Source organism: Nitrincola tibetensis, from assembly GCF_003284585.1.
Classification (GTDB): Bacteria; Pseudomonadota; Gammaproteobacteria; order Pseudomonadales; family Balneatricaceae; genus Nitrincola; species Nitrincola tibetensis.
This window is the reverse complement of the sequence record NZ_QKRX01000013.1, coordinates 32,959-58,306: the sequence shown is the minus strand read 5'-3', so window position 1 is coordinate 58,306 and position 25,348 is coordinate 32,959. Positions and strand designations below refer to the sequence as shown.

At 46.6% G+C, this 25,348-nt stretch carries 23 protein-coding genes and 1 tRNA gene; 13 read left to right on the top strand and 11 right to left on the bottom strand.

All coding sequences use genetic code 11. From position 1 onward, the window contains the following. Positions 1–55 precede the first annotated feature (55 nt). From DN062_RS15140 to DN062_RS15115, 6 genes are all read right to left on the bottom strand, one after another. Positions 56–520, bottom strand: a complete 465-nt coding sequence (locus DN062_RS15140) for a methylglyoxal synthase (RefSeq protein ID WP_112160146.1) — start codon at positions 518–520, stop codon at positions 56–58. Further along, a complete protein-coding gene (gene pgi / locus DN062_RS15135) occupies positions 513–2,207 on the bottom strand; it encodes a glucose-6-phosphate isomerase (RefSeq protein ID WP_112160145.1) in 1,695 nt (564 codons plus the stop codon). Before pgi ends, DN062_RS15140 begins: the two co-directional genes overlap by 8 nt. Positions 2,208–2,351: 144 nt before the next feature. Then, on the bottom strand, positions 2,352–3,146 hold the full coding sequence (locus tag DN062_RS15130; protein ID WP_112160144.1) for a D-hexose-6-phosphate mutarotase: 795 nt from the start codon (positions 3,144–3,146) through the stop codon (positions 2,352–2,354). A 42-nt stretch (positions 3,147–3,188) separates the two neighbouring features. Further along, positions 3,189–4,493 (bottom strand): TRAP transporter large permease, encoded by a 1,305-nt coding sequence (locus DN062_RS15125; RefSeq protein WP_112160143.1) that lies wholly within the window; start codon positions 4,491–4,493, stop codon positions 3,189–3,191. After that, entirely contained in the window at positions 4,490–4,969 is a 480-nt protein-coding gene (locus DN062_RS15120) for a TRAP transporter small permease (protein ID WP_112160142.1), read from the bottom strand. The genes DN062_RS15125 and DN062_RS15120 overlap by 4 nt, the downstream gene beginning before the upstream one ends. 68 nt (positions 4,970–5,037) lie before the next feature. Beyond that, positions 5,038–6,045: a DctP family TRAP transporter solute-binding subunit gene (locus DN062_RS15115; RefSeq protein WP_112160141.1), complete on the bottom strand. Its 1,008-nt coding sequence runs from the start codon at positions 6,043–6,045 to the stop codon at positions 5,038–5,040. A 184-nt stretch (positions 6,046–6,229) separates the two neighbouring features. On the opposite strand from DN062_RS15115, the gene DN062_RS15110 reads away from it, so the two are divergent. Together DN062_RS15110 and DN062_RS15105 are read left to right on the top strand one after the other, a co-directional pair. Beyond that, on the top strand, positions 6,230–7,366 hold the full coding sequence (locus tag DN062_RS15110) for a PQQ-dependent sugar dehydrogenase (protein ID WP_112160140.1): 1,137 nt from the start codon (positions 6,230–6,232) through the stop codon (positions 7,364–7,366). A gap of 63 nt (positions 7,367–7,429) precedes the next feature. Beyond that, a tRNA-Pro gene (locus DN062_RS15105) sits at positions 7,430–7,506 on the top strand. Between the two features lie 138 nt (positions 7,507–7,644). Here DN062_RS15105 and hrpB read toward each other — a convergent pair. Beyond that, a complete protein-coding gene (gene hrpB, locus DN062_RS15100; RefSeq protein ID WP_112160139.1) occupies positions 7,645–10,137 on the bottom strand; it encodes an ATP-dependent helicase HrpB in 2,493 nt (830 codons plus the stop codon). 275 nt (positions 10,138–10,412) lie between these two features. Between hrpB and DN062_RS15095 the strand changes: the two genes are divergently transcribed. Together DN062_RS15095 and DN062_RS15090 are read left to right on the top strand one after the other, a co-directional pair. Beyond that, the gene (locus DN062_RS15095; RefSeq protein ID WP_112160138.1) at positions 10,413–11,531 is read left to right on the top strand and encodes a beta-ketoacyl-ACP synthase III; all 1,119 of its coding nucleotides are present in this window, start codon (positions 10,413–10,415) and stop codon (positions 11,529–11,531) included. Between the two features lie 300 nt (positions 11,532–11,831). Further along, positions 11,832–12,200: an MATE family efflux transporter gene (locus DN062_RS15090; protein WP_338039982.1), complete on the top strand. Its 369-nt coding sequence runs from the start codon at positions 11,832–11,834 to the stop codon at positions 12,198–12,200. A gap of 331 nt (positions 12,201–12,531) precedes the next feature. Here the strand turns inward: DN062_RS15090 and fabF are convergent, their stop codons facing one another. After that, positions 12,532–13,797: a beta-ketoacyl-ACP synthase II gene (fabF, locus tag DN062_RS15085; protein ID WP_112160136.1), complete on the bottom strand. Its 1,266-nt coding sequence runs from the start codon at positions 13,795–13,797 to the stop codon at positions 12,532–12,534. A gap of 87 nt (positions 13,798–13,884) precedes the next feature. Here fabF and DN062_RS15080 point away from each other — a divergent pair, with 87 nt between their 5' ends. The 5 genes from DN062_RS15080 (at position 13,885) to phaR (ending at position 17,703) form a co-directional block, all read left to right on the top strand. Continuing rightward, positions 13,885–14,523, top strand: a complete 639-nt coding sequence (locus tag DN062_RS15080; RefSeq protein ID WP_112160135.1) for a TetR/AcrR family transcriptional regulator — start codon at positions 13,885–13,887, stop codon at positions 14,521–14,523. Between the two features lie 115 nt (positions 14,524–14,638). Further along, the gene (locus tag DN062_RS15075) at positions 14,639–15,514 is read left to right on the top strand and encodes an ATP-binding protein (RefSeq protein ID WP_112160134.1); all 876 of its coding nucleotides are present in this window, start codon (positions 14,639–14,641) and stop codon (positions 15,512–15,514) included. 153 nt (positions 15,515–15,667) lie between these two features. Next, positions 15,668–16,822: an MFS transporter gene (locus DN062_RS15070; protein ID WP_112160133.1), complete on the top strand. Its 1,155-nt coding sequence runs from the start codon at positions 15,668–15,670 to the stop codon at positions 16,820–16,822. Positions 16,823–16,888: 66 nt separating this feature from the next. After that, on the top strand, positions 16,889–17,158 hold the full coding sequence (locus DN062_RS15065) for a DUF6489 family protein (protein WP_112160132.1): 270 nt from the start codon (positions 16,889–16,891) through the stop codon (positions 17,156–17,158). A gap of 26 nt (positions 17,159–17,184) precedes the next feature. Further along, positions 17,185–17,703, top strand: coding sequence for a polyhydroxyalkanoate synthesis repressor PhaR (gene phaR, locus DN062_RS15060; RefSeq protein ID WP_112160131.1), 519 nt, complete (start codon positions 17,185–17,187; stop codon positions 17,701–17,703). A gap of 38 nt (positions 17,704–17,741) precedes the next feature. Here the strand turns inward: phaR and phaC are convergent, their stop codons facing one another. The 3 genes from phaC to DN062_RS15045 form a co-directional block, all read right to left on the bottom strand. Further along, the gene (phaC, locus tag DN062_RS15055; RefSeq protein WP_112160130.1) at positions 17,742–18,800 is read right to left on the bottom strand and encodes a class III poly(R)-hydroxyalkanoic acid synthase subunit PhaC; all 1,059 of its coding nucleotides are present in this window, start codon (positions 18,798–18,800) and stop codon (positions 17,742–17,744) included. Continuing rightward, positions 18,793–19,710, bottom strand: coding sequence for a poly(R)-hydroxyalkanoic acid synthase subunit PhaE (locus DN062_RS15050; RefSeq protein WP_112160129.1), 918 nt, complete (start codon positions 19,708–19,710; stop codon positions 18,793–18,795). Before DN062_RS15050 ends, phaC begins: the two co-directional genes overlap by 8 nt. Positions 19,711–19,819: 109 nt before the next feature. Next, positions 19,820–20,692 carry a LysR family transcriptional regulator gene (locus tag DN062_RS15045; protein WP_112160128.1) on the bottom strand — a complete coding sequence of 291 codons (873 nt, stop codon included), beginning with the start codon at positions 20,690–20,692 and terminating at the stop codon, positions 19,820–19,822. A 125-nt stretch (positions 20,693–20,817) separates the two neighbouring features. On the opposite strand from DN062_RS15045, the gene leuC reads away from it, so the two are divergent. The 4 genes from leuC to asd all read left to right on the top strand — a co-directional run bounded on the left by leuC (position 20,818) and on the right by asd (position 25,200). Continuing rightward, positions 20,818–22,239: a 3-isopropylmalate dehydratase large subunit gene (leuC, locus tag DN062_RS15040; RefSeq protein ID WP_112160127.1), complete on the top strand. Its 1,422-nt coding sequence runs from the start codon at positions 20,818–20,820 to the stop codon at positions 22,237–22,239. Positions 22,240–22,250: 11 nt separating this feature from the next. Next, on the top strand, positions 22,251–22,889 hold the full coding sequence (gene leuD, locus DN062_RS15035; RefSeq protein ID WP_112160126.1) for a 3-isopropylmalate dehydratase small subunit: 639 nt from the start codon (positions 22,251–22,253) through the stop codon (positions 22,887–22,889). Between the two features lie 33 nt (positions 22,890–22,922). Next, positions 22,923–24,005, top strand: coding sequence for a 3-isopropylmalate dehydrogenase (gene leuB / locus DN062_RS15030; protein WP_112160125.1), 1,083 nt, complete (start codon positions 22,923–22,925; stop codon positions 24,003–24,005). 79 nt (positions 24,006–24,084) lie between these two features. After that, positions 24,085–25,200 carry an aspartate-semialdehyde dehydrogenase gene (gene asd / locus DN062_RS15025; RefSeq protein WP_112160124.1) on the top strand — a complete coding sequence of 372 codons (1,116 nt, stop codon included), beginning with the start codon at positions 24,085–24,087 and terminating at the stop codon, positions 25,198–25,200. Positions 25,201–25,348 lie beyond the last annotated feature (148 nt).

Here is a 25,348-nt window from a genome sequence, read left to right as displayed (position 1 = left end):
TAAAATTCCACCTGTTCATTCTGCTGTATAATATGAGTGAACAGGTGGATTGCCGTTAAGTCTGAGTGCGTTCGCGTAGATAGGATTCGTAGTCTGGAATCTCGTAGGAGTGCGCTGTTGCAAACAGTGGGGAGCTAATTAAAAAGTCGGCTGTTGTTCGGTTGCAGGCCACAGGGACATTCCAGACCGATGCCAGTCTTAGCAGTGCTTTAACATCGGGATCATGAGGCATGGCTTCAAAGGGGTCCCAAAAGAAAATCACCATGTCGATGTTTTGGGTTGTCAACATTGCACCTATCTGTTGATCGCCGCCCAATGGGCCGCTGATCATAGCGTGCACGTCTAATCCCAGTTGATTTTTTAATAAGTGCCCGGTGGTGCCCGTAGCAAAGATTTCATGTTGTTTAAGTTGGCTTAAGTTGCCTTCTACCCATGTCAGTAAGTCTGCTTTCATATTGTCATGTGCGATCAGCGCAATGCGCTTACGTGCAGGCATGACAATTTCTTTGCGCTTAATCATGTCGGTTCTCTTTGTCGATGCGATCAGGCTGCTGCTGAGACAGCAAGATTCGCTGTTCTTGAAAGTGGCGAATCAAGTTGCTTGTCGATGAATCGTGTCCTGCATTTTCAATTTTTCCAGTCAGGACGGGAAGTATTTTCTTAGCTAGGGTTTTACCCAGTTCTACACCCCATTGATCAAATGAGCAAATATTCCAGATCACGCCCTGTACAAAAATCTTGTGTTCATAAAGAGCGATCAATGCACCAAGAGTGCGAGGATCTAAACGTTGCAACAAAAGGGTATTTGTTGGTCGATTGCCGCTATGAATTTTATGAGGCACCAAGCGCTCAATTTCATCGGCATCTAAGCCTTGCTTGCGCAGATCCTCTTTGACTTCCTCTGCGGTAATGCCATTCATCAGGGCTTCGGTTTGAGCAAAAAAATTAGCCATCAGGTTTTCATGATGTCCTGGTACTGGAGTGCTGCTCTCCACTGAGCCAATAAAGTCTGCCGGAACGATGGTGTTGCTTTGATGTAAGTATTGATAGAACGCGTGTTGGCCATCTATCCCTAGTTGCCCCCAAATGATTGATCCTGTGGTATGGGGAACCACTTCACCTTTATGATTGACAGACTTGCCATTACTTTCCATTTCCGCTTGCTGAAGATAGGCTGAAAAGCGTGCCAGCGGCCAGTTATAAGGAAGAATAGCTTGGGACTGGTAGCCTAAGAAGGTGCTGTTCCAAATACTAATTAAGGCCATTAATACGGGGGCATTCTGTTCAAGCGGTTCATCTCTAAAGTGAATGTCCATCTCGTGAGCACCAGTCAGCAACTCTTCGAACTGGCTAAAGCCTAAATACAGCGCGATGGGAAGGCCAATCGCAGACCAGAGAGAAAAGCGTCCTCCGACCCAATCCCACATTTGAAAGCTGTTTTCTGCACTGATTCCAAATGCTTTGATCGCTTCTTTGTTGCTCGATACGGCAATGAAGTGCTTTGCAACGGCGCGTTCATCGAATGCGGATGACATAAGCCAGTTGCGTGCCGTGTGGGCATTGGTCATGGTTTCGCTGGTGGTGAAGGTTTTAGATGCAACGACAAACAATACCCGTTCAGGGTTGAGTGGGCGCAGTGTGTTTGCGATTTCAACACCGTCGACATTGGAGACAAAATGGACACGAATGCGATCATCGGCATAGGGTTTTAATGCTTGGGTGACCATACGCGGACCGAGATCTGACCCACCAATCCCTAAGTTCACAACATCGGTAATGCGCTTACCTGAATAACCACGCCATTCGCCTCTGCGCACCTGATTGACAAACTTCTTGATGCGAGCCAGCTCGTTGTTAACGGCAGGCATGACATTTTTTCCATCCACGTAGACAGGCGTATTGGTCCGATTACGCAAGGCGGTGTGGAGTACCGCTCGATCCTCAGTGATGTTGATGCGGTCCCCTTGGAACATCCGACGACGCCAATCATCGACCTTGGCTTCGTTGGCTAAGTCCAGTAGGTCGTTTAAGGTTTCGTCATCAATCAGATTCTTTGAGTAATCCAGAAGAATGTTTTGTACTCTGAGCGACATTTTTTCAAAGCGATTCGGATCGGCCGTAAATAACTCTCGGAGATGAGGGCGATTTGCTTTATCAGCACGTTCCTTGAGTGTTTGCCAGGCATCCGATTCGTAAATTCGAGACATAGTGCAGATCCTTTTAGTTATTATTGATCAGAAATAAGATAGGTAAATTTTTATCATTATTTTGTTAAATATACCAATACTTTTATCTTTTTAGGGTTTTATTTCTAATAAAAATAGTAAATTTACCTTTATTTTATCTGAGGGCTAAAGGTCAGCTGCGAGGCGAAGTGTCATGGAAAGTTGCTTGTTTAAGGGGCGTGAGATGCTCGCTGTCTCCACGCAGAGCATTTTCTGAAAGCTTTCTGTCTCCATATCGCTCAAGGCGTGAGCGCCTTCTCGCCATGGATTCCAAACGACGACTTCCTGATGATGCTGGTGTTCAACTACAATCGCGCTCGGAAATAAAGGACTCTTCACCAGGGATATAGGTGAGGGGGCCGTGTAAATGCGATCAACGGCTTGATTGATGTTAAGCTCGGGGGTATCAATGCTGTCGATTTTTACATTTTGTTGAGTGAGGCTGTCGAAATACTCTAAGCCTAGGCCGTTGACGAGCGTGTTTTGAACATCACCTACGTTCAAATACGTATGCAGTGCGCCTGTATTTGTGGCTTGGCAATCGATGTTAAGGTCAATTTGGCATTCGTGACCGAGCGAAAGGGTCAGTCGTAAATGAAAAGAGTGGGGCCAGAGTTCACGTGTGTGTTCGGAGTCTTTAAGCTCTAGGGTGACAATGACTCGGTCAGACAGTGTTTCTTGTGCGCAAAGGCTCCAGCGTTCAGTACGGGCGAATCCATGTGAGGGCTGGCCTTGCTTATTAAACCAAGGCCAGCAAATGGGTACGCCTCCACGTATGGCACGCCCTGGTTGAAAATACTGATGGGGCGTGCACCAAAGTAAGGAGTGATCGCAGCCATGGGGTGTCCATTCAAGTAATTGTGCGCCTTGCAAAGCGATACGCGCGTGGCAACTTGGGTGCTGAATCTCAATTATGTCCATTTACATGACTCCAATATAGGTTGATTTAACTAAAGGGTTGACTTACCAAGGGCCGACGACAAATCCAAGCTTATCTGGCAGCCAAAGAGCAATACCCGGAATGAGCATGACCAATAATAAGGATACGAACATGGTGACCATAAACAATAAGGCCCATAAGAAGGTTCGTTCCAGTCCTATCTCAGCAACCTTGGTCGTGACCATTAAATTGACAGCGACGGGCGGAGTAAACTGGCCTATGGCAATGTTCATTGCCAGCAAAATGCCGAACCAAACCGGATTCCAGCCAAAGTGATTCACCAACGGAATCAGGATCGGGGTGATAATCAAATAGATAGAGACGGCATCTAAAAACATGCCCGCGATTAATACCAGAAGCATGATTAAGAGCAATAATACCCAACTGTTATCCGATAAGCTGAGCAGAACATTGGCGAGGCTGTTGAATGTCCCGAGGGTTGTGCCTGCCCATGCAAATATTCCAGCGAGCGAGATGATAATCATGACCACGCCTGAAATGCGTGCGGCATCGGTCATCAAGGCACCGATTGCTTTGAAATTCAGTTGCTTGTAGACAAAAACACCAATTAAAAAGCCATAAGTGACGGCGACGACAGCGGCTTCAGTTGGTGTGAAAAGCCCAGAGCGCAAACCACCTAGGATTAAAACAGGCGCGAACAGTGCTGGGATGGCCTGAATAAAGCTTTCTTTAATTGGCGGGCGCTCGCCAGAGTCAGGGTGTTCCCAACCATGGCGCTTTGCCATCCACCAAGCGGGAATGAGTAAGGATAAACCTGCCAAAATACCTGGAAATAAACCTGCCGCAAATAGCGCTCTAAGATCAACACCTGGCATGACGACTGAATAGAGAATCAGCGCAATTGAAGGCGGGATTAAAATGGCGGTGGAGGCGGATGCTGCAATTAAAGAGGCCGAAAAAGGTTTTGGATAGCCCGCTTTCGTCATGCTGGGCAACATCACCATAGCAACAGCGGCGGCATCGGCAGGGCCAGATCCACTCATGCCGCCCATGATTAAGCAGACAATGACAGCGACCAGCGCTAAACCACCGTGGCGTGGTCCGATTAAGGATTGAGCAAAGCGAACTAAGCTTGCTGCGACCCCTGCACGTTCAAAAATCAGACCCGTTAAGATAAATAGTGGAATGGCAATTAAAGGGTATTTCGCAATGCTGTTGTAGGTGTTAGTGCCAAGTGTTGCTAGCATGTCTGGCGATAAGCCAACAACAATGCCTGCCGCGCCACCGAGCCCCAAGGCGAAGGCGACCGGAACCCCCATGAGCATCATTACCACAAAGACCAGTAACATAATTAAGTCTGGACTCATTGATCCGCTCCTGTGTCGGCGAGCTTAAGGCGCTCAATCAGGCTTTGAAGTAATCGATACATCATCGCCAGCGAGAGGATGGGAAGCCAGATCAGATAGATCCAAGTGGGATAGCCAAGTCCCGGAGAAAGGGACTCCCATTGATATTCTTCATAGGTTAGCAACCCTCCATACCAAGTAATCAGACTTAGCAGAATCAGGCTAAAGAAGGCCTGGGCGATGAGCAGTATTCGCCTCCAAAAAAGCGGAAGCTTGTCTTCAATAAAGGTAATGCGGATATGTTCATTATGACGGGCAGCAACCGCCGCACCTGCAAAGGTTAACACCACCAACAAAAAAACCGAAAATTCTTCAGTAAAGGCAAAGGAGGCGTTGGTCGTATATCGAACAACAACGTTACCTAGACTGATTAAGCAGATAGCCGATAAGGCTATTGCAGCAATCCAGGATTCAGGTCTCGATTTAGGGTTTGACATGATGAGGGGGGATTCAAGCCATATATGAGCTCCGGTATCTGTGGCTTACGCAGATACCGGAGGCTAAATTAACGCGCGTCTACAGCCGCTTTTGCCTTGGTAAACAGATCCTCGCCAATGCGTGGAACCCATTTTTCGTAAACACTTTGCGTCGCTTCGACAAATGCGGAGTGCTGTTCGGGTGTGAGTTCGGATACCTCAACACCACGTTCCTTGATGCGCTCTAAGGTTTCAACCAGTTCAGCACGTGATTTGGCAATTTCCCACGCGCCAGCTTCAATTGCGGCCTCTTTCAACAGTGTTTGGTCCTCAGTTGATAGTGAGTTCCAAACGCGTTGGTTAACACCAAATACCAAGGGGTCGGCCATATAGCGCCATAGGGTCAGGTGTTTTTGGCCTACTTGGTCAATACGTGCAACGTCGAAAACGGACAGAGGGTTTTCTTGTCCATCAACGGCTCCGGTAGTGAGTGCAGGTTGCGCATCGGCCCAGCTCATTTGGGTTGGGTTCGCGCCAAGCGTGTTGAATGTGTCTAGGAACAAGGGTGAGCCGACTACACGAACTTTCAAGCCCTTAAGGTCATCGGGTTGACTGATAGGGCCACGGGAGTTGGAAAGCTCACGAAAACCGTTCTCACCCCACGCGAGTGGAATGACACCGCGTTTTTCAATGGCCTCAAAAATAGCCTGTCCAGCCTCGCCCTGTGTGATTGCATCAATGGCAGCTGCATCAGGCATTAAGAAAGGCAGGGAAAAGAGGTTGAGTTCGGGGACTTGAGGCGACCAGTTAATGGTCGATGCAACGGCCATATCGATGATGCCACTGCGCATAGCCGAAAACTCACGGGTTTGGTCACCAGAGACCAGTTGCGCATTTGGATAAATGGTTAGTTTCATGCGTCCTTCTGAGCGCTCTTCAACGAGCTCTGCCCATTTCACCGCTGCTTGCCCCCAGGGAAAGGCATCCGATAAAACGGTTGAGACTGAAAACTCACGTGTTTCTTGCGAGAAGGTCGGGCTACTCATTAACAGGAAAGAGCTTGCTGCTAGAGCTGTTAGAAGGTTCTTTGAATTCATAATAAGACCTTTATATTTATATTTTCCAGAAATGGAAGACGTTTATTACCTTTGTTCGTGCAGTGTGCATATTTAGTCATAAGCCTAAGGTTAGTCTATAGTAGACCAGTCAGTTTGAATTTAAAAGTGATTGAGTTGTCAGAGATAAGATGGCGCATTTGCAGTTGAAACAGGAGCTAATTTCATGAAATTAAAGACGTGTTCGCTTTTAGTCTGTTTGACTTTGGGTGTTCATTCCTCTTTGGGGTGGAGCAATGATCGTTTTTCGACAGACATCTATCCAGTGCACTTAAAGACGCATGCTGATAGTTTGGCACACCCATGGTCTCTTGCATTTTTGCCTGAAGGTGGGATTTTGGTAACGGAGCGTCCAGGTCGTTTACGTTTAATAGAAGAGGGCATTCTGCTTGATAGGCCTGTTGAGGGAGTGCCTGAAGTGGCGGCTTCTGGGCAGGGGGGATTGCTCGACATTGCCTTGCATCCCGCGTTTGAAGAGAACCGTTGGTTGTATTTATCTTTTTCAGATAGAACCGCTGAAGGTCTAACAACGCGTGTGATCCGTGCTCGTTATCAAGACGGGCGTCTTACCGATCATGAAGATATCTTTGAAGCACTGCCTCGATCTTCAGGAGGACGTCATTTTGGTGGACGTCTGTTGTTTGATCGTGCTGGCTATTTATACCTGTCAGTAGGCGATCGAGGTGAAATGGATCGAGCACAGGATCTGGCGGATCACGCTGGCAGCATTATACGCCTTCATGATGACGGTCGAATTCCGGATGACAACCCCTTCGTTGATAACCCCCAAGCCAAACCTGAGATCTATTCATGGGGGCATCGGAATCCACAAGGCTTGGTGCTGCACCCCGAAACAGGCGATATCTGGTCTCATGAACATGGGCCAAGAGGCGGTGATGAGATTAACCTGATTAAACCGTCTCTCAATTACGGTTGGCCAAAAGCAACGCATGGAATTAATTACACAGGATTTTCAATTTCGCCTCATCAAACCCTTCCGGGAATGGAGTCTCCTTTGCTGTATTGGACGCCTTCAATAGCACCCAGTGGCATAACGTTTTATACAGGGGATGATTTTCCAGAATGGCAAGGACAGTTGTTATCTGGTGCTCTCAGCCATCGTTTGGTGTCCCGTGTATCGATTGATTCGGCGCAACAACCAGAGTCTGTTGTTGAGGTTGAACAGATGTTTAAAGGGCTAGGCCGTCGAATCCGAGATATACGTCAAGACGCGGAAGGACGTTTGTGGTTGCTGACAGATGAATCACCAGGGCGGGTGATGTCGATACATTTAAACGAATGACTTTAAAAAAGTGCTTGCATTTTAAATGAGTTATCCATATAGTACGCACCGTCTTCACGGGCACGGAGTGTAGCGCAGTTTGGTAGCGCATCTGGTTTGGGACCAGAGGGTCGGGGGTTCGAATCCCTCCACTCCGACCATCTTATTTTATTTCCTTTAATTTTAGTCCTCGATAAATATCGTTGAGTAAAATCATTTTCAATACATCCTTTTCATTTAGTTTTGCCACAAAAAGTTGGCGCTAATTTCCTGTTACCCTTTGGTTTAATCGATATGACTCATTGAGCGCCTGATTTCCGTGCTATAGCCGCTTTTGTTAAGCGGGTGGCTTCCGCGCTGAGTGGATTTTCAGGCCAGGGGTGTTTCGGATAGCGTCCTCGCATTTCTTTACGCACCTCTGTGTACGCATGCCGCCAAAAATGCGGGAGGTCTCCTGTGATCTGTAAGGGGCGGCGTGCAGGTGATAATAAGTGTATCAGTAAGGGTAAACGACCTTTTAGCACCGTGGGTTGGCCTTCGTAGCCGAACATTTCTTGTAATTTTACCGCCAGTATGGGCGGGTTGTGTGTGTAATTTACGGTAACGTTTGAACCGCTAGGTACTTTAATCTGAAGAGGTAGAAGTTGATCAAGTTGTTGCTGTTGCTCCCAACTTAATAAACAGAGTAGGGCGGAATAGGTGTCCAGTTTATCCAAGTCGCGTAGATGGCGTGCTTGAGTTAAAAAAGGTAACAACCAAGTAGACATAGAACCCAATAAGGCAGTGTCGCTGACGTCTGGCCAGTCGCCGCCTTCATATTCATGAAGTAAGTTCAATCGAGCTCTTAAGTTTACTGCAGCTGCCGGCCAAGGAAGACAGTTTATTCCGCGCTCATTGATGATGTCCTTCCAAGCCTTATGCCAATCATCTGCACTTAATTCGGGCAAGGGCGCGCTGCTGATTTGAAGCTGGCCTAAATGCAACGATCGGCGGGCGATGTGCTGACCGTTGTCCTGCCATCCGATCTGAGTGCGCTGACTGAACATTTGCGGGGCTAAGGATTGCAGTAACTCCAAATGATTGCCGGATAGTTCGCACGCTAGGCGAATACGCGTTGTTTGGTTAATACTGAAATCTGCGCAGGCCAACCAGTCAGCTGACACTAGATCCGATTGGGGTAAGAGTTCTGCTCCTCGACCATTGCTTAACAGAAAATGCAGATTGTGATCACGTCGACGCGCGATTCGATCTGGAAATGCCAGCGCGACCAGCAAAGCAGGAAGTTCTTCTTGGCTGATTAAGCTTTCCGGAGGCGCAGAGATTGCCAAGGATTGAAGCTGTTGCCATAAACGTCTCGATAAGGGATCAACTCGCTGTTGCCAGAGACTGTGTTTATGCGCCTGAGTGAGTAGGCGTATCAAATCGTCACTTTTGCGCAGACTGTTTGGCCACTCCTGAATAAGGGCGATAATCTCGCAAGCTGCTTTTCCCTGTCCAAGGCGCTGTGCGCAAACAAGTGCATGTGCCCAGCGCGGTTCAATGCCTAAGCTTGCACAGGCTCGGCCCTGTTCTGTTAAGCGTGCCTGATCCTGTGTGATCAGTCCTAATTGTTGCAAGAGATCACGTGCTTGCTGTAAGGATGCAAGGGGAGGAGGTGTTAGCCAAAAAAGTTCTGAAGGTTCGGCTCCCCAAAGTAAGAGGTCTAACAGTAAGGGTGCTAGGTCAGCCTCTACAATATCAGCACGAATGTATGCATCTAAACGCTCATGAGTGCTTTCTGGCCATAAGCGATAGCAAACTCCTGCTGCTTGTCGACCCGCTCTACCGCAGCGTTGCTCCGCGGATGCCCGTGATATGCGACGCGTTTTCAGTTCATTCAAACCGCTGCTGACATGAAATACATTGCGCTTTTCTAAGCCGCTATCTATGACAGTTCTAACGCCCTCTAAGGTAATTGAGCTCTCGGCAATGTTTGTCGCCAGGATGATTTTTCGTTTTCCTGTGTCAGCGGGTTTTAATGCGATTTCTTGCTCTTTATTACTGAGTTGCGCGTGCAAGGGGGCGACTTGAATATCTGTAGCGAGGTTTTGTAGGGCATTTTGCAGCTGATTGATTTCCCAAACACCAGGAAGGAACACTAAAATATCCCCTTCATGGGTCAATGCCTGACGGACAACCTGAGCGCAATGATCAATCAGTGATGTTTGAGTATTCAGGGGTGGTTGGTAATGCACACTGACTGGAAAGCTGCGTCCCTTGCTTTGGATTAAAGGCGCATCTAAAGCGGATGTGAGTGTTTGCACATCCAATGTGGCCGACATGATCAATATGCGCAGGTCTGGTCGCAATACCTGTTGACTATGGTGCACCAGAGCAAGCGCAAGATCCGATTGTAAATTGCGCTCATGGAACTCATCAAAAATAACTAAACCTACGCCAGTTAATTCAGGGTCGTCTTGAAGTAAACGCGTTAAAATGCCTTCTGTGACAACTTCAATGCGGGTTTTTTGGCTAATTTTTGAATCTAAACGAATACGATAGCCGACCGTTTCTCCAACCGTTTCGCTACATTGTTGCGCCATAAACAGCGCCGCATTACGTGCAGCAACACGCCTAGGTTCGAGCATTAAAATACGCTGCCCAATCAGCCAAGGCGCATCTAATAAAGCTAAAGGAACTCGAGTGGTTTTACCTGCTCCTGGCTCTGCGCTTAACAATACGACACCAGGTGTTTGCAGGGCTTCACAGAGTTGAGGAAGAACGTCATCAATAGGCAAAGCAGTTGTATGCATAAGAGCTCAGAATTGGGTTGGGAGGCGGTGGCTTCGCTATGATACCATGTCGGAAGGGGATGCCAATCCTCGTCTTGTGGGTGAGTTCAGTGCTCTATATCGAAATGCACATAAGTAGGTGTCGGGCTATAGTGCAAGATCATTTTAGAGGGTCCTGTCGAAGAGAGGCTGGATTTAGCCTGTTACATACAGCAGAATGCGTAAGCGCTTTCGTCTGAACAGATAAGCAGGCAGGGCGAACGTATTTGGTAGATATTTTACTCGGAGTGCCCCGTTTGAATAATGTAATTAGTGGTGTAGGACTGTATACGCCTATCGATACCATCAATAATGATGAATTGGTGGAATCGTTTAACCTTTTTGTGGCTGACTACAATGCGCAGAACAGCGCGGAGATAGCGCAAGGTGAGCTGGCAGAGTTGCAGCCCTCATCTACGGCATTTATTGACAAAGCATCGGGTATTCTTAGTCGCTACGTGATCGATAAACAGGGTATTCTTGATCCAAAGCGGATGAAACCCTATGTTGCACCACGAGCCAATGACAGTCTGAGTCTACAAGCTGAAATAGCCGTGAAGGCTGCTCAGTTGGCGTTGGATGAGGCGGGCTTGTCGGGTGCTGATCTGGATTGCGTGATTGTTGCCTGCTCCAATTTGCAGCGGGCCTACCCTGCGGTGGCAATTGAAGTTCAGCAGGCATTGGGGGCGGGTGGCTTTGCGTTTGATATGAATGTTGCCTGCTCCTCCGCTACATTTGCTTTGCAATTGGCTGATAACACTCTTCAGGCAGGCAGTGCTTCACGTGTGTTGGTGGTGAATCCAGAAATTTGTTCGGCGCATTTAAATTACCGCGACCGTGACAGCCATTTTATTTTTGGTGATGCCTGTACGGCGATGATTGTTGAGCCAGCGGATACTGCGCAGGGTTCACGGCAGTTTCGTATACTGGGGACGCGCCTGAAAACAGCCTTTTCGAACAACATCCGTAATAATTTTGGTTTCCTCACTAAGTGTGAAGATCGCTCCTTGGATGCACCGGATACTTATTTTGTGCAGCAGGGGCGAAAGGTTTTCAAAGATGTGGTGCCGATGGTGGCAGATCTCATTCTTGATCATTTGAATTCGCTCAAGCTGCCGCCGTCGGATCTTCGTCGATTATGGTTGCACCAAGCCAACATCAATATGAACAGTCTCATCGCGCGTAAGGTGCTGGGGCGTGATCCTACGCAAGATGAAGCGCCAACCATTTTGCATGAGTTTGGTAACACGAGTTCCGCAGCTTCGATCATTGCATTTGAGCGCTATCGTGATGGATTAGAATCAGGTGATTTGTGCTTGCTGAGTTCGTTTGGTGCTGGTTACTCTGTTGGTTCAGTGGTGTTACGCAAAGTCTAGCGCCATGATTAGGAGTCATTCGTGAAAGCGAGTGACTCTTTCTAGGTCTTAGGTGTATTTTTGACGGGAGCGTTTCTTAGGTTACGCTTTCGTTCCTTCGTTGTGTCTAAAAAAATCGTATGCAGACTTCATCAGCCCTCAGCGTTTAAGACGTATCAGGATCTTGATCTGGGTGACCTTTATCCGCCCCAGCTATTTCAGTCTCCTTACAACATTTGATCATTGCAGATATCTAGGAAGGCCATTAGGAAATGGAGCCACACATGCAAAGTAATTTAGATAACAGACATTTATTAGAACATAGCCCTGTCAGTAAGCTTTTTCTTAAGTATGTGGTCGTTGGTATTGGTTAGCTTGGTTTCTACAGGTGCTTTACTGATGTTTGCAGAACCCTTAACGCAACATTTGGGGGCGGATGAGCGACTATTGCCTCATGCGCTGGCTTATTTCAAAGGACTTGTGCCCTTCATTCTTCCAATTACCTTATGCTTTTACTCAGATGTTATGTTGAAGGCGCTGGGGCATCCCAAGTTTTCGATGATGATTATGACCTCGATTGTGATCATCAATGTTGCCCTGAGCTTGTATTTCGTTTTAGGCACCGATATGGGCACGATGGGTGCAAGTTTAGCTACTTGGTGTGGCACTTTTACCCAAATTTATGGGTAATGAGGGTGTCTGGATCACCATCCCGCTGGCAGAGCTGATGGCGTTAGGTGTTGCATGTGTGTTGGTCTTAAGGATTATTCGAAAACTACTCATGCTCACAAAAAAGACTGAGGCACAGTGACTTTTATTACTCCACTCCTGTTGAAGTTTTTAAAGCATAATTATGCAATCGTTAACATTTTCGGGCTTACTAAAGCCCGAAAATGTTGTAAGCCTTTAATGTGTTGCTATTGACCCCCATTGCATTTCACCCATGATGACTTTAGCGCTTAAGCTTAAAATGCTGTCACCAATGTTTGGTTAATTTTATTTCACGTCGTCATTCAGTGTCTTATAGACGACTGATGATCAGTGCCGCATTGACCCCGCCAAAGCCAAATGCATTGCACAAAGCATGTTTAACGTCGTGATGACGATTCAAGTCAGGTACTAAGTCGAGGTCTTCCATGCCTTGATCGGCTTGCTGCAAATTCAACGTGGGTGGAAGTTTTCCTTCCATGACTGATAGCGCTGTAAAAATACTTTCAACTCCACCAGCCGCTCCGAGAAGGTGTCCAGTGGCAGACTTAGTCGCCGAGATTGGGATGTGAGGTAGCCGCTCGGCGAAAACACTTCGTAACGCAGCGATTTCTGCATTGTCACCGACAGGCGTAGAAGTGGCATGTGCATTGATGTAATCCACATCTTCAGGTTGAAGTCCTGCCATTTTTAGTGCTCGGTGGATGGCGGTCGCTGCTCCTGATCCATCTTCCGGTCCTGAGGAAATATGGTGCGCATCTGCACTGGTGCCGTAACCACTGATCATGGCGAGAGGTGTGGCGCCACGTGCAAGGGCATGTTCAAGCGTTTCGATAACAAGTAAGCCAGCGCCTTCGCCCATGACAAAGCCGTCACGTGCCTGATCAAATGGGCGCGATGCTTCTTGTGGTGTTTCATTCAACGTTGATAGGGCTTTCATCGCATGAAAACTGGCAAGAGCGAGCGGGTCGACGCAGCTTTCAGCGCCACCCACTAGCGCAATATTTGCCTCGCCGCTACGGATAAGGCGCATACCGTCGCCAATCGCCTGCAATCCAGCCGCACAGGCCGTGATCGGACAACCAATGGGTCCCTTGAAACCGTACTTGATGGATACATTACCAGCCGCCAAATTGGCCAGAAATGAGGGGACAGTAAAGGGCGATATTTTTTTATATCCGCGGCTTATCAGCGTCTGATAAGCATTTGTAATCGTTGGAAACCCACCGATGCCAGTGCCAATGACCGTCGCCGTGCTCTGTTTGTCTTCTTCTGACTGTGTGTGCCAGCCAGCCTGCTCCAGTGCTTCTTGCGCGGCAGCGAGTGTGAAAAGGGTAAATTTATCCATTTTCTTACGCTCTTTGATGCCGACGACAGACAGCTCATCTAACCCCCCTTCAGGGTCCTGCAACTGACTGGGAACCTGTCCCGCAATTTGAACGGGAAAGTCGGTGGTGTCGAAATGTTCAATAGGGCGAATGCCTGAGACACCGGATAAAAGTCGTTGCCATACAGCATCAACATGAATGCCGAGAGGGCTGACGATGCCCATACCTGTGATTACAATCGGTGAACTCATTGCCATATCTCCATTTGGTGGTATTAGATGCAATATAATCTCAGCCAATATATGATCAAGATAATATTTATAGGGTGGGGGTGGTAAGTGTCTTATTCCAAAGCACATAAGTCTCAATCTAAAGAGCGCATTTTGGCCTCGGCTACCGAGCTTTTCAGTCGTTACGGCTTTGAAAAGGTGTCAATTGGCAAAATTATGAAGTTGGCACGGATGACTCATGGTGCTTTTTATGCGCATTTTGAGTCGAAGGAGGCTTTGTTCAATGCCTCTATACTGGAGACTTTCAAGCGTAGCCGTGTCGCGCGCTTAGCAAAGGGGCCCTTCGCGGTTAGACATTTGACGTCACTGATAACCGACTATCTCAATCTTCTTGCAGTGAAAGAGCAAAGTACACCGGGGCCGGAAACCCTATTGTTCAATGAAATTGGCAGTGAGCGAGTTGAAATTCGAAAGCTGTATGAGCAGGCTTACCAGCATATGAAAAGCGTGTTGGAAAAGCGAATTACAGCCTTAGCAAGGTTGAACAAGCTGCGATTTGCAGCTGATCGAAATATTATTAGCGAAAAATCGCGTGCAATTATCGCTTCGATGATTGGTGCTGTCAGTATTGCTAGAAGTATTACGGATGAGCAGGAGCAACAGCAAATTTTGCTGGCAGGGCAAAATCAGATACTCGCTATTTTGGGAGTTGAAACGGCGGATGCAGATTGGGTAATAGGCTCATAAGTGGTATGGCTGCCCAATCCAGTGGGCTTTTAGTTTGTTTACGACGACCACTAATAGCGCAGATTAACGACGTTTGAGAGTCGCGTTGTATTCCTTATAAGCAGGTTTCCTGAGTATGAAAAAACTACATTCTTTCCTGAATCGAATTGCGGTTGCACTTGAAGCGGCTTTGCCCGTTGATTCCCCCTTGATTGATTGGTCAACTCAGTTTGCCGCTGTTTGGCGTGTGGAGCGAGGGCAGGGAGCTCTGATACCTGTTGTAACAAGCAGTCCCGTGAGTCTAGAGGACTTGATCGGTATTGAGTCTCAGCGTGAGCGTGTTGTCAGCAATACGCGTCAGTTTTTGCATGGGTTACCTGCCAATAATGTGTTGATGTGGGGAGCGCGCGGTACAGGTAAATCTTCACTTGTCCGAGCTTTATTGCAAGCATACTCCGATCAAGGGCTGCGATTGGTCCAGGTTGATCGTGAAGATCTCATCCAGATGCCTTATATTTTGAATGCTTTAGCCGATCAACCTTGGCGTTTCGTTATTTATTGTGATGACTTGTCCTTTGAGGAGGATGATGTCAGTTATAAACGCTTGAAGAGTGCATTGGATGGCGCTTTATCGCGGACACCGGACAATGTCCTGCTGTATGCTACGTCCAATCGACGCCATTTGTTGCCCGAGGCCGCGTCGGATAATCTGCAAACCGAATGGGTACAAGGTGAGCTACACCCAGGTGATGCGATTGAAGAAAAGATATCCTTATCGGATCGGTTTGGTGAGTGGATTGGCTTTTATCCTTTCGATCAAGCAACCTATTTACGTGCCGCTGAACATTGGACCAAGCGATTATGTCAGAGCCATGGACTAGAACCTGATTTTTGTGAAGCATTACAGTTAGAGGCCGTGCGTTTTGCGCAAGGGCGTGGCGTTCGTAATGGTCGTGTGGCACAGCAGTTTGCTAAGTATTGGGTGGGGCGTGAGTTGCTTAAAAAGTTATGATGTACCATTTATAGCATAAAAATTTTGAGAAAAGAAATTCGAAAATGCGATAAATCAATCAGCTAGGGTTTTGGATAGGGGAGGAGCAGTGTTGAAATAATCATGGGCTTCCTGTATCTCTAAAGCAATTGCTATCCAATAATGTAGCCTTCTATGCCTTATTTACGTGTGTCCGGTTTTTATTTTTTTTACTTTGCTTTACTTGGCGCTCTAATCCCTTACTGGAGCTTATATTTAGAATCACTTCACTTTGATGCACAAACCATTGGGCTTCTGATGGCAACGCTTCACATTTCTCGAATATTTGCACCAAACCTCTGGGGTTGGATCGCGGATCATACGGGGCAGCGTGTAAAGGTTGTGCAATTAGGCGCTTTAATGGCATGGATCGTGTTCATTGCTATTTTTTGGCAAGGTACGGCCCTTGGCGTTGGCTTGACGATGCTTGCATTTAGCTTTTTTTGGAATGCCGTTTTACCGCAATTTGAGATGTTGACCTTGAAACTGCTCGGTAAAGATAAAGCGAAATACAGCCACATCCGACTATGGGGATCAGTGGGGTTTATTTTTGCTGTAGTGTTGATTGGCGCGTTATTGGAAGTTGTCACTATCAGTATTCTTCCTTGGGTTTTGTTGATGATCATGCTGTTGATTTGGTTGAACAGTTTACTGATTAAGACTGTTAAAGAGGTTGCTGTTGCTGATCTTCACGACACACGCTCCATGCGACATATTATTTTTACTCCTCAGGTCCAAGTATTTTTTCTGATCTTTTTTCTCATACAGTTAGGTCATGGGCCATACTATACGTTCTACTCGTTAATGATGTTGGATTTAGGGTATAGCTCAGTCCAAGTTGGCTGGCTATGGGCGGTAGGTGTGTTGGCTGAGGTGGCGTTGTTTTGGATGATGCCTTGGATCTTTAAGCATTTTAGCTTAAGACGCGTTATGCTGATTAGTTTGGCATTGTGCGTATTACGCTGGATGTTGATCGGTCTGTTTTCACAGCAGTATTGGTTAATGATGCTATCTCAGTTGCTGCACGCGGCGACATTTGGCAGCTTGCATGCTGTCGGAATTGCACTGGTTAGTCATTATTTCAGTCCATCAACACAGGGGCGGGGGCAAGCATTGTTTTCAAGCGCGGGTTTTGGCGCCGGTGGGGCTGCAGGTGCAATTCTATCCGGAGTTCTATGGGGCGTTATGGGCAGTGCAACCTTTTATATTGCAGCACTGGTGAGTTTGCTCGGATTTGGCTTAGCATGGGTGTGGATTCGCCCTGAAAAGGTGCTTAAGCTGGACTCTTAGAGGTTTCTTGTTATAGTGTAAGTAACTATCTGAAGCTTATGCAGTTAAAAGCTAGAGGCGCTCATAATGAAGTTTAAAATTGACATCGAAATGACCCCGCAGGAGCTGAGGGACAGCTTAGGCCTGCCTGATGTGTCTGGGTTTCACGAAGAGATGTTGCAACAAATACGTGACCGAATGCAAGCGGGTGTCGAGGGTTATGATCCTTTAACACTCTTCAAGCCCTTTATGGCAACAGGGGTTGGATCTTTAGAAGGATTTCAAAGGTTGTTAATGAATATGATGAGTCAGTATTCCCGAATGGGTTCCGAGTCTGATGGTAGGGAATCTAAGTGAGTAGTGAGAATGTTAAGGAGCCGAGCATGCGTATTCTGAGAAAGTATACCAATCGACGATTGTATGATACATCGCGCAGCTGTTACGTGACTCTGGAGGATGTCAAAGTTTTAGTTTTAAAGTCAGAAGCGTTTCAAGTTTTAGATTCAAAAACGGGACAAGATTTAACGCGTAACATTCTAATGCAGATCATTAGCGAGCAAGAAGCTGAAGGTCATGGCACGTTACTGACCAATCAGGTTTTACAGCAACTCATCCGCTTTTATGGCGACAGTATGCAAGGAATGATGAGCCAGTACCTCGAGCAAAGTATAGCGGCTTTTCTTGAACATCAGGATCGTATTCGCGATCAGATGCAAAACATGATGGGCGTTGCAAACCCTTTGACCATGATGAACCGCATTGCCGATCAGAATCTTGCTGTTTGGAAAATGTTTAATCCCAATTTACGTGAGTCTGACTACCGGGCTGAGCAAGCTGCCAAAAAAGGTTCGGTTAAAGAAGGCGCTAGCGACGCTCCGATAAAAGACGAGCCAGCAAAGTAAATGAAACTGCCATAACAGCAAGGTTATGGCAATTCGATTTAATCTCGCATCCACCCTGTAATTTCTGCCGCTAACGTCAGATTGTGTTTCGGGCTAACAAAAATACCGATATGCCCCGCATTGAATACTCGTTCTTGATAGTTCAAACTGCTTGTTAACCCTTTAAGTGCCATCGAAGAAGAGGGTGGCACTAAGTGATCCTGAGACGCATAAATATTTAAGATGGGTTGATCAATACGCTTGAGATCGATGAGTTGATTGCCGATAACAAGTGTCTTATGAATGAGTTTATTTTGCTGAAAAAAATCTTTCAAAAAAGATCGAAATGCTTCGCCTGCTTGATCGGGGCTGTCGTAAATCCACTTTTCCATACTTAAAAAGCGAACGGCCGTTGACGCTGTGCTTAAATTGTTTGGCATTTGTAAGTTTTTAAGGACACCAAGGCGCATGGGCAGTAACGCATTAAAAGTTTCGTTTAGTAAGCTGCCTGGAATGTTGCCATAAGTCTTAACCGCGAGATCGACATCGACGTGTTTAACCAATCGGCTGAGCGTAAAATCCTCCGTACTGAAATCAACAGGAGTTACGACTGTGATCAGGCGTTTAATTTTGTGTGGGTTGAGTGCTGTGTAGCAAAGACTAAAGGTTCCACCCTGACAAACTCCTAGTAAGCCGACTTGCGTCGTCTTGGATGCGTTGAGTGTTGCCTCTACACAAGCATCCATATAGTAAAGAATGTAGTCGTCTAGATCCAAAAAACGATCACTGGCATCTGGATAGCCCCAGTCGATCAAGTAAATCGGTTGACCTTGATCAAGGAGCGACTGAATTAGAGATTGCTCTGGGGTTAGGTCAAGCATGTAAGGGCGGTTCACTAGGGCATAGCACATCACTAAGGGTGTCAGTGAGGGATCGATTTCTTTGGGTTCGAAGTACTTGAGTTGGACTTTATCAATCGTGTAAATGACCTGATAAGGGGTTTGTCCTGTCTTAACCTCTGGTAGCTGTTTTAATACTTCATAACTGTCAATCAGGGCTTGATTGAATTCGAGTATTTCTTTTTTTAATGTCTCAGCATCAAGCTGAATTTTAGTCATTCGAGTTGTTCCTGAGTTGATCAATCTCCGAGCGTAGCTCGGTTAATGATCGCTGCAATTCGGGAATCAAAGACAATTCTTTTTGTAATTGTCTAACTTGTTTTCGTAAGCTATGTATGTGTTCAAATGCTAAGCTCAGAGAGGTTTCTGATGCAATACCTATCTGAGCGAGTTGTTCATTACGAGACGTCTGATAGAACGCACGCAGGGCAAAAGAGGCGTTGCTAATCTGCCCATAGGTAGTTTGGTAGTGCTCCGTTGCGACAACGCTTGCATACTCTTTCTCGTAGGCTTGTGTCCAAGCTTCGTGTAAGTCTTTGAGGCTGTTAATCGGTTCAGGTGCGCTATCCAGCGTATCCGTAAGGTCTTTAATTGCACTTTGATTAATTTGATCAAAAAGCTCAGAGTACTGTCCAAACGCAATTTGATACTCGTAAAGCAGTTGAGTACCTTCGCGAATTAAACGTTGTTGCTTTAATGTCAGGTGTTCAGTATTGGATTCAAGTAGCGTATTTAGACCTTGCAGCAGTGGTTGCTCACCCAAGCCTTGAAAGGTTAATTGGCTAGTGTGAATGAGTGCATGAAGCTGCTCAGGGATCTGCCAACGCTTTAAAATCCAGTCGCGACTTAGTTGGCTGATGTGTTGTTTAAACCCCCTAACAAAATCATGCGTATCTTGAAATGCATGGCTTTGTAGAATCAGTTGGCTAGCAAAGCGCGTGAATTCAATGGACTCTTGTGTCATTAAACTGATGAGCTCAGCGTGCTGCTCAGGTAAATACTCCCAACTGCTTTGCTGTAGACGTGCCATGAGACGAGACCAATCCAGCAGCGGATCATCAGAAGATGCTGTGCCTTGTTGTTGCATCGTCAACCATTGTTGAATCAATGTGTGCAGATCATCTGTCACAAACGGCTTCCTTTGATTGCTTTGGGGTGAGTGTCTTTATTGTACCTAAGACAGTTTTTTTATTCATTGGAGTCGTCTATACGTTTATCAAATAGTGATTGATGCTTGGTTATGATCGGGCTTGCTCAAGAAGTTGGATCATCTCAAGTGCGGCATTCGATAGGGTTCGATTACGATGATAAATATAGCCTAAGGGGCGTTCAACTGGCTCTACATCCAGTGGTAAGCGTACTAAAGAATCATCAATCATCGTCTCAGGTAGTAAGCTCCAACCCAACCCGATGGATACCATCATGCGCAACGTGTCGAGGTAATTTGTGCTCATGTGTACACTGGGTTCAAGGCTATGCTCTGAAAATTGTTTCAGAACCAGTTGGTGAGTGAATGTATGGCTTCTGGGTAAAATAGCAGGGTATTGGCTTAGTTTTGCCAAGGTTAGTCTTGTTTCTTTTGCTAAGGGATGCTGTTGCGAAACTACATAGAAAAGTCGATCTTGCCAAATGACTTGTGAAATGATGCGAGCATCATGCTCCGGTGCAAGGGTAATTAACGCCAATTCAATATCGCCACGCAGCACACTGTCATACGCCAGCTCAGATTCATCGAAGCGCAAGTCTAACTCAACGTCTGGAAACTTAGCGACATAGTGTTTAAGTACGGGAGGAAGTCTATGCAGGCTAATGTGATGGCTGGCGGCAACACAAAGACGGCCGTTGACTGAACCTCTTAAATTAGAAACGAGTCTTTCTGCATCTTTGATCGCGAGTAATATTTCTCGTGCTTTTGGTAGTAAATGGCGGCCCGCATCGGTGAGCATTACATGCCGTCCAATTCGATCAAACAAACGACAATTGAGCTGGCTTTCTAAAAGTGCAATGCGTTTGCTAATGGCCGATTGCGTTAGAAAAAGACGATCAGCGGCTTCCGAAAACGATTGGCAATCAGTAACTGTAACGAAGGCCGTTAAGCTTGCATTGTCCATGGAGTTGATCAGTGCCTTTGTATTCCTGATAGGAATGGATGAGATAAAAATTATGAATTTGTTTATTGTAACGGAGTGAATTAGTATTCCGCTATAACTATTTTAAACCTGTCTTGGAGATTGTGATGGCCGGTAAGACTTTGTACGACAAATTATGGGATGATCACTTGGTGCGCGTAAATGAAGATGGCAGCGCACTTCTCTATATTGATCGTCATTTATTGCATGAAGTAACCTCTCCGCAAGCATTTGAGGGGTTGCGTATAGCAGGACGTAAGCCTTGGCGTATTGATGCAAACCTCGCGACTCCAGACCATAACGTGCCGACGACCGAACGCTCCGGAGGAGTTGAACGTATCGTTGATCCCGTGTCACGCATCCAAGTGAAGACGCTGGATGATAACTGCGATACCTTTGGCATCACCGAATTTAAAATGAACGATATCCGCCAAGGCATCGTCCACGTTGTGGGCCCTGAGCAGGGTGCAACTTTGCCTGGTATGACGGTTGTCTGTGGTGATTCCCATACGGCGACACATGGCGCGTTTGCAGCACTTGCACACGGGATTGGCACATCTGAAGTTGAGCATGTATTAGCGACTCAATGCTTGATTACCAAAAAAATGAAAAACATGCTGGTTCGCGTTGACGGCCAGTTAGGCTTAGGCGTGACGGCTAAAGACGTTATTTTACATATCATCGGAGTCATTGGAACAGCCGGTGGAACAGGCTATGCAATTGAGTTTGGTGGAGAGGCTATTCGCAGTATTTCAGTTGAAGGGCGAATGACCATTTGTAACATGGCCATTGAAGCAGGCGCTCGTGTTGGATTGGTTGCAGTTGATGAAAAAACCATTGAATACGTAAAAGGCCGTCCTTTCTCGCCAAAAGAGCAGGACTGGGAAAAGGCTGTTAATGCATGGCAAACGTTGGTTTCTGATGCGGACGCGGTATTCGATGAAGTCGTTGTTATTCGTGCTGAAGACATACAGCCTCAAGTCACTTGGGGAACATCCCCCGAAATGGTCACCTCGGTCGTGGACAGTGTTCCTGATCCTGCTGAGATGGAAGATCCGGTTAAGCGCGAAGGAGCCGAGCGCGCTTTGCACTATATGGGCTTGAAGCCAAAGCAAAAAATCACTGATATTCAATTGGATCGTGTTTTTATTGGTTCTTGTACCAACTCCCGTATTGAAGACTTGCGTGAAGCGGCCGCCATCGTTAAAGGTAAAAAAGTAGCGACCACAATCAAGCAGGCTTTGGTGGTGCCAGGGTCTGGATTGGTGAAAGCACAAGCAGAATTAGAAGGATTGGATAAAATCTTTTTGGAAGCCGGAATGGAGTGGCGTGAACCCGGTTGCTCAATGTGCTTGGCAATGAACCCAGACAAACTCGGCGTTGGAGAGCATTGTGCATCTACGTCAAACCGTAACTTTGAAGGACGGCAAGGATTTGGCGGTCGGACGCATTTGGTAAGCCCTGCAATGGCTGCCGCTGCTGCGATTGCGGGTCATTTCGTTGATGTTCGCCAAGTGAATAATGCCTAAGGAGCACGAGTATGAAACAGTTTACAACCCATCAAGGCATTGTTGCACCCTTAGATCGTGCGAATGTCGACACGGATATGATCATCCCGAAGCAGTTTTTGAAGTCAATTAAACGCTCAGGATTTGGCCCAAACTTATTTGATGAACTTCGCTATTTAGATGAAGGGCAACCAGATCAGGATTGCAGTCAACGCCCTTTGAATCCAGATTTTGTTTTAAATAAATCGCGCTACCAAGGCTGCAGTATTTTATTGGCGCGTAAGAATTTTGGCTGTGGATCAAGTCGTGAGCATGCGCCTTGGGCATTAGAGGATTTTGGTATTCGAGCCATCATTGCACCAAGTTATGCAGACATTTTTTTCAATAACAGTTTTAAGAATGGACTCTTGCCAATCATTCTTGACGAAAAAGACGTCGATCAACTCTTCGTTGAGGTTGAAGCGAATGAAGGGTATCAGCTCACTATTGATCTCGAAAATCAACAGGTGATTAAACAGGATGGAACCGCTTTAGCGTTTGAGATAGATGGCTTTCGTAAGCACTGCTTGCTGAAAGGATTGGACGATATAGGCTTGACTCTAGAGCATGCGAACGCCATTCGCGAGTATGAGAGTAAGCGGAAAGAAACGGCTCCTTGGTTGTTTTCATAATTTTTCACGATAGATAAAAGGATTCTTCGCGTCATGTCTAAACAGATACTGATTTTACCAGGTGATGGCATAGGGCCAGAAATTGTTGCAGAAGCACGTAAGGTTTTGGAAACCGTTAATGAGCAGTTTTCATTAGGGCTGGTTTTATCTGAAGCGCTTGTGGGTGGGGCGGCTATTGATGCTACTGGGGTCCCATTGCCTGCTGAAACTTTGGACGCCGCTCAAAAAGCCGATGCAATTCTTCTAGGCGCCGTCGGAGGGCCTAAGTGGGATACTAACCCTGACTTCCAGATTCGTCCAGAAAAAGGCCTCTTGGGTATTCGCTCTAATTTGCAATTATTTGGTAATTTGCGCCCAGCAATACTCTATCCACAGCTCGCACATGCATCAACGTTAAAGCCAGAAGTTGTATCTGGATTGGATATCTTAATTGTACGTGAGTTAACGGGCGGGATTTATTTTGGCCAACCACGTGGCTATCGCACGAAAGAAGGTGGTGTTCGTGAGGGTTTCAACACGTATGTGTACGATGAAAACGAAATTCGTAGAATCGGGCGTGTTGCTTTTGAAGCCGCACGAGCGCGCAATAAAAAGCTGTGTTCTGTCGATAAAGCAAACGTGCTAGAAGTCACTGTACTTTGGCGTGAAGTCATGAATGAACTTTCAGCCGAATACCCAGATGTTGAATTAAGCCATATGTATGTGGATAACGCCGCTATGCAGTTGGTAAGAGCGCCTAAGCAGTTTGATGTTATGGTTACAGGCAATATGTTTGGTGATATTTTGTCCGATGCTGCTGCAATGCTGACAGGTTCGATTGGTATGCTGCCATCCGCGTCTCTAGATGCGAACAACAAAGGCATGTACGAGCCTTGTCATGGATCAGCACCGGATATAGCGGGCCAAGGAATCGCAAATCCGTTGGCAACCATCCTTTCTGCCGCTATGATGTTACGATACTCTCTCGGAGAAGGAGCGGCTGCGGACAAAATAGAGGCCGCGGTTAGCCAGGTGTTGGATCAAAACTTACGCACAGCTGATATCATGTCAGAGGGTATGGTGCGTGTGAGCACATCTGAAATGGGCGCGGCGGTTGTAAAAGCGCTGCAAGCCTAAAGATGCTTGAGTAGGTAAGCGGTAGAGTGTCTGCCGCCTTTTTGCGTTATTTAAATTTTATTATTAGTTGGGGGCACGAATGAGACGTGTAGGGTTTGTTGGCTGGCGTGGTATGGTCGGTTCAGTACTGATGCAGAGAATGATTGAAGAGCGGGATTTCGATCTTATTGACGAGCCTGTTTTCTTTACGACATCTCAAGCAGGAAAACCAGGCCCAGATATCGGCAAGGACATCCCTGCACTGAAAGATGCTCGCAATATTGACGAACTTGCGCAAATGGACGCTATTATCTCCTGCCAAGGAGGGGATTACACCTTAGAGGTCTATGGCAAACTGCGTGAAGCGGGTTGGAAAGGGTACTGGATAGATGCGGCATCGACTCTGCGTATGGATCAAGACAGCATTATTATTCTGGATCCAGTCAACCTTGATGTTATTGAGTCAGGGTTGTCAAAAGGTGTTAAAACCTACGTAGGTGGTAACTGCACGGTTTCGTTGATGCTAATGGGTCTTGGCGGTCTTTTTAAAGAGAACTTGGTTGAATGGGTTAGTTCCATGACCTATCAAGCCGCATCAGGTGCCGGTGCTCAAAACATGCGCGAGCTAATTACGCAAATGGGGCAGGTAAATGCCTCTGTTAAATCCCTACTCGATAACCCGGCATCAGCGATTTTAGAAATTGACCGTCAAGTCGCACAGGCTATGCGCAGCCCGGAATTTGCAATTGATAACTTTGGTGCACCTTTGGCAGGCTCTCTGATCCCTTGGATTGATAAAGCGGTTGCAGATGGGCAGAGTAAAGAAGAATGGAAGGGCTTTGTTGAAACCAACAAGATTCTTGGCCGTTCGGAAAATCCGATAGCGATCGATGGTACCTGTGTTCGTATCGGTGCAATGCGCTGCCACAGTCAAGGCTTTACGATCAAGCTGAAAAAAGATGTGCCACTTGATGAAATTGAAAGCATGATTGCTTCGGCGAACGATTGGGTAAAAGTTGTTCCTAACGAGCGTGATATTACAGTGCAAGAACTCAGTCCGACAAAAGTGACTGGCACGTTGAGTATTCCAGTCGGCCGTTTGCGTAAGATGAAGATGGGACCTGACTATTTAAATGCCTTTAGTGTTGGTGATCAGTTGTTGTGGGGTGCTGCAGAGCCTTTGCGACGTATGCTTCGGATCTTGATTCAGGCATAATGCTCCATTAATAGGTGTCATATTTACAGCCCGATTTGTTCGGGCTGCTTTGTTTATAGCGTTTATCTTCATTCTGAGGTAATAATCATAGTAAATTATGATTGATTACATTAGATTAACGTTATGTCTTTGCGGCAATTTAGGATTA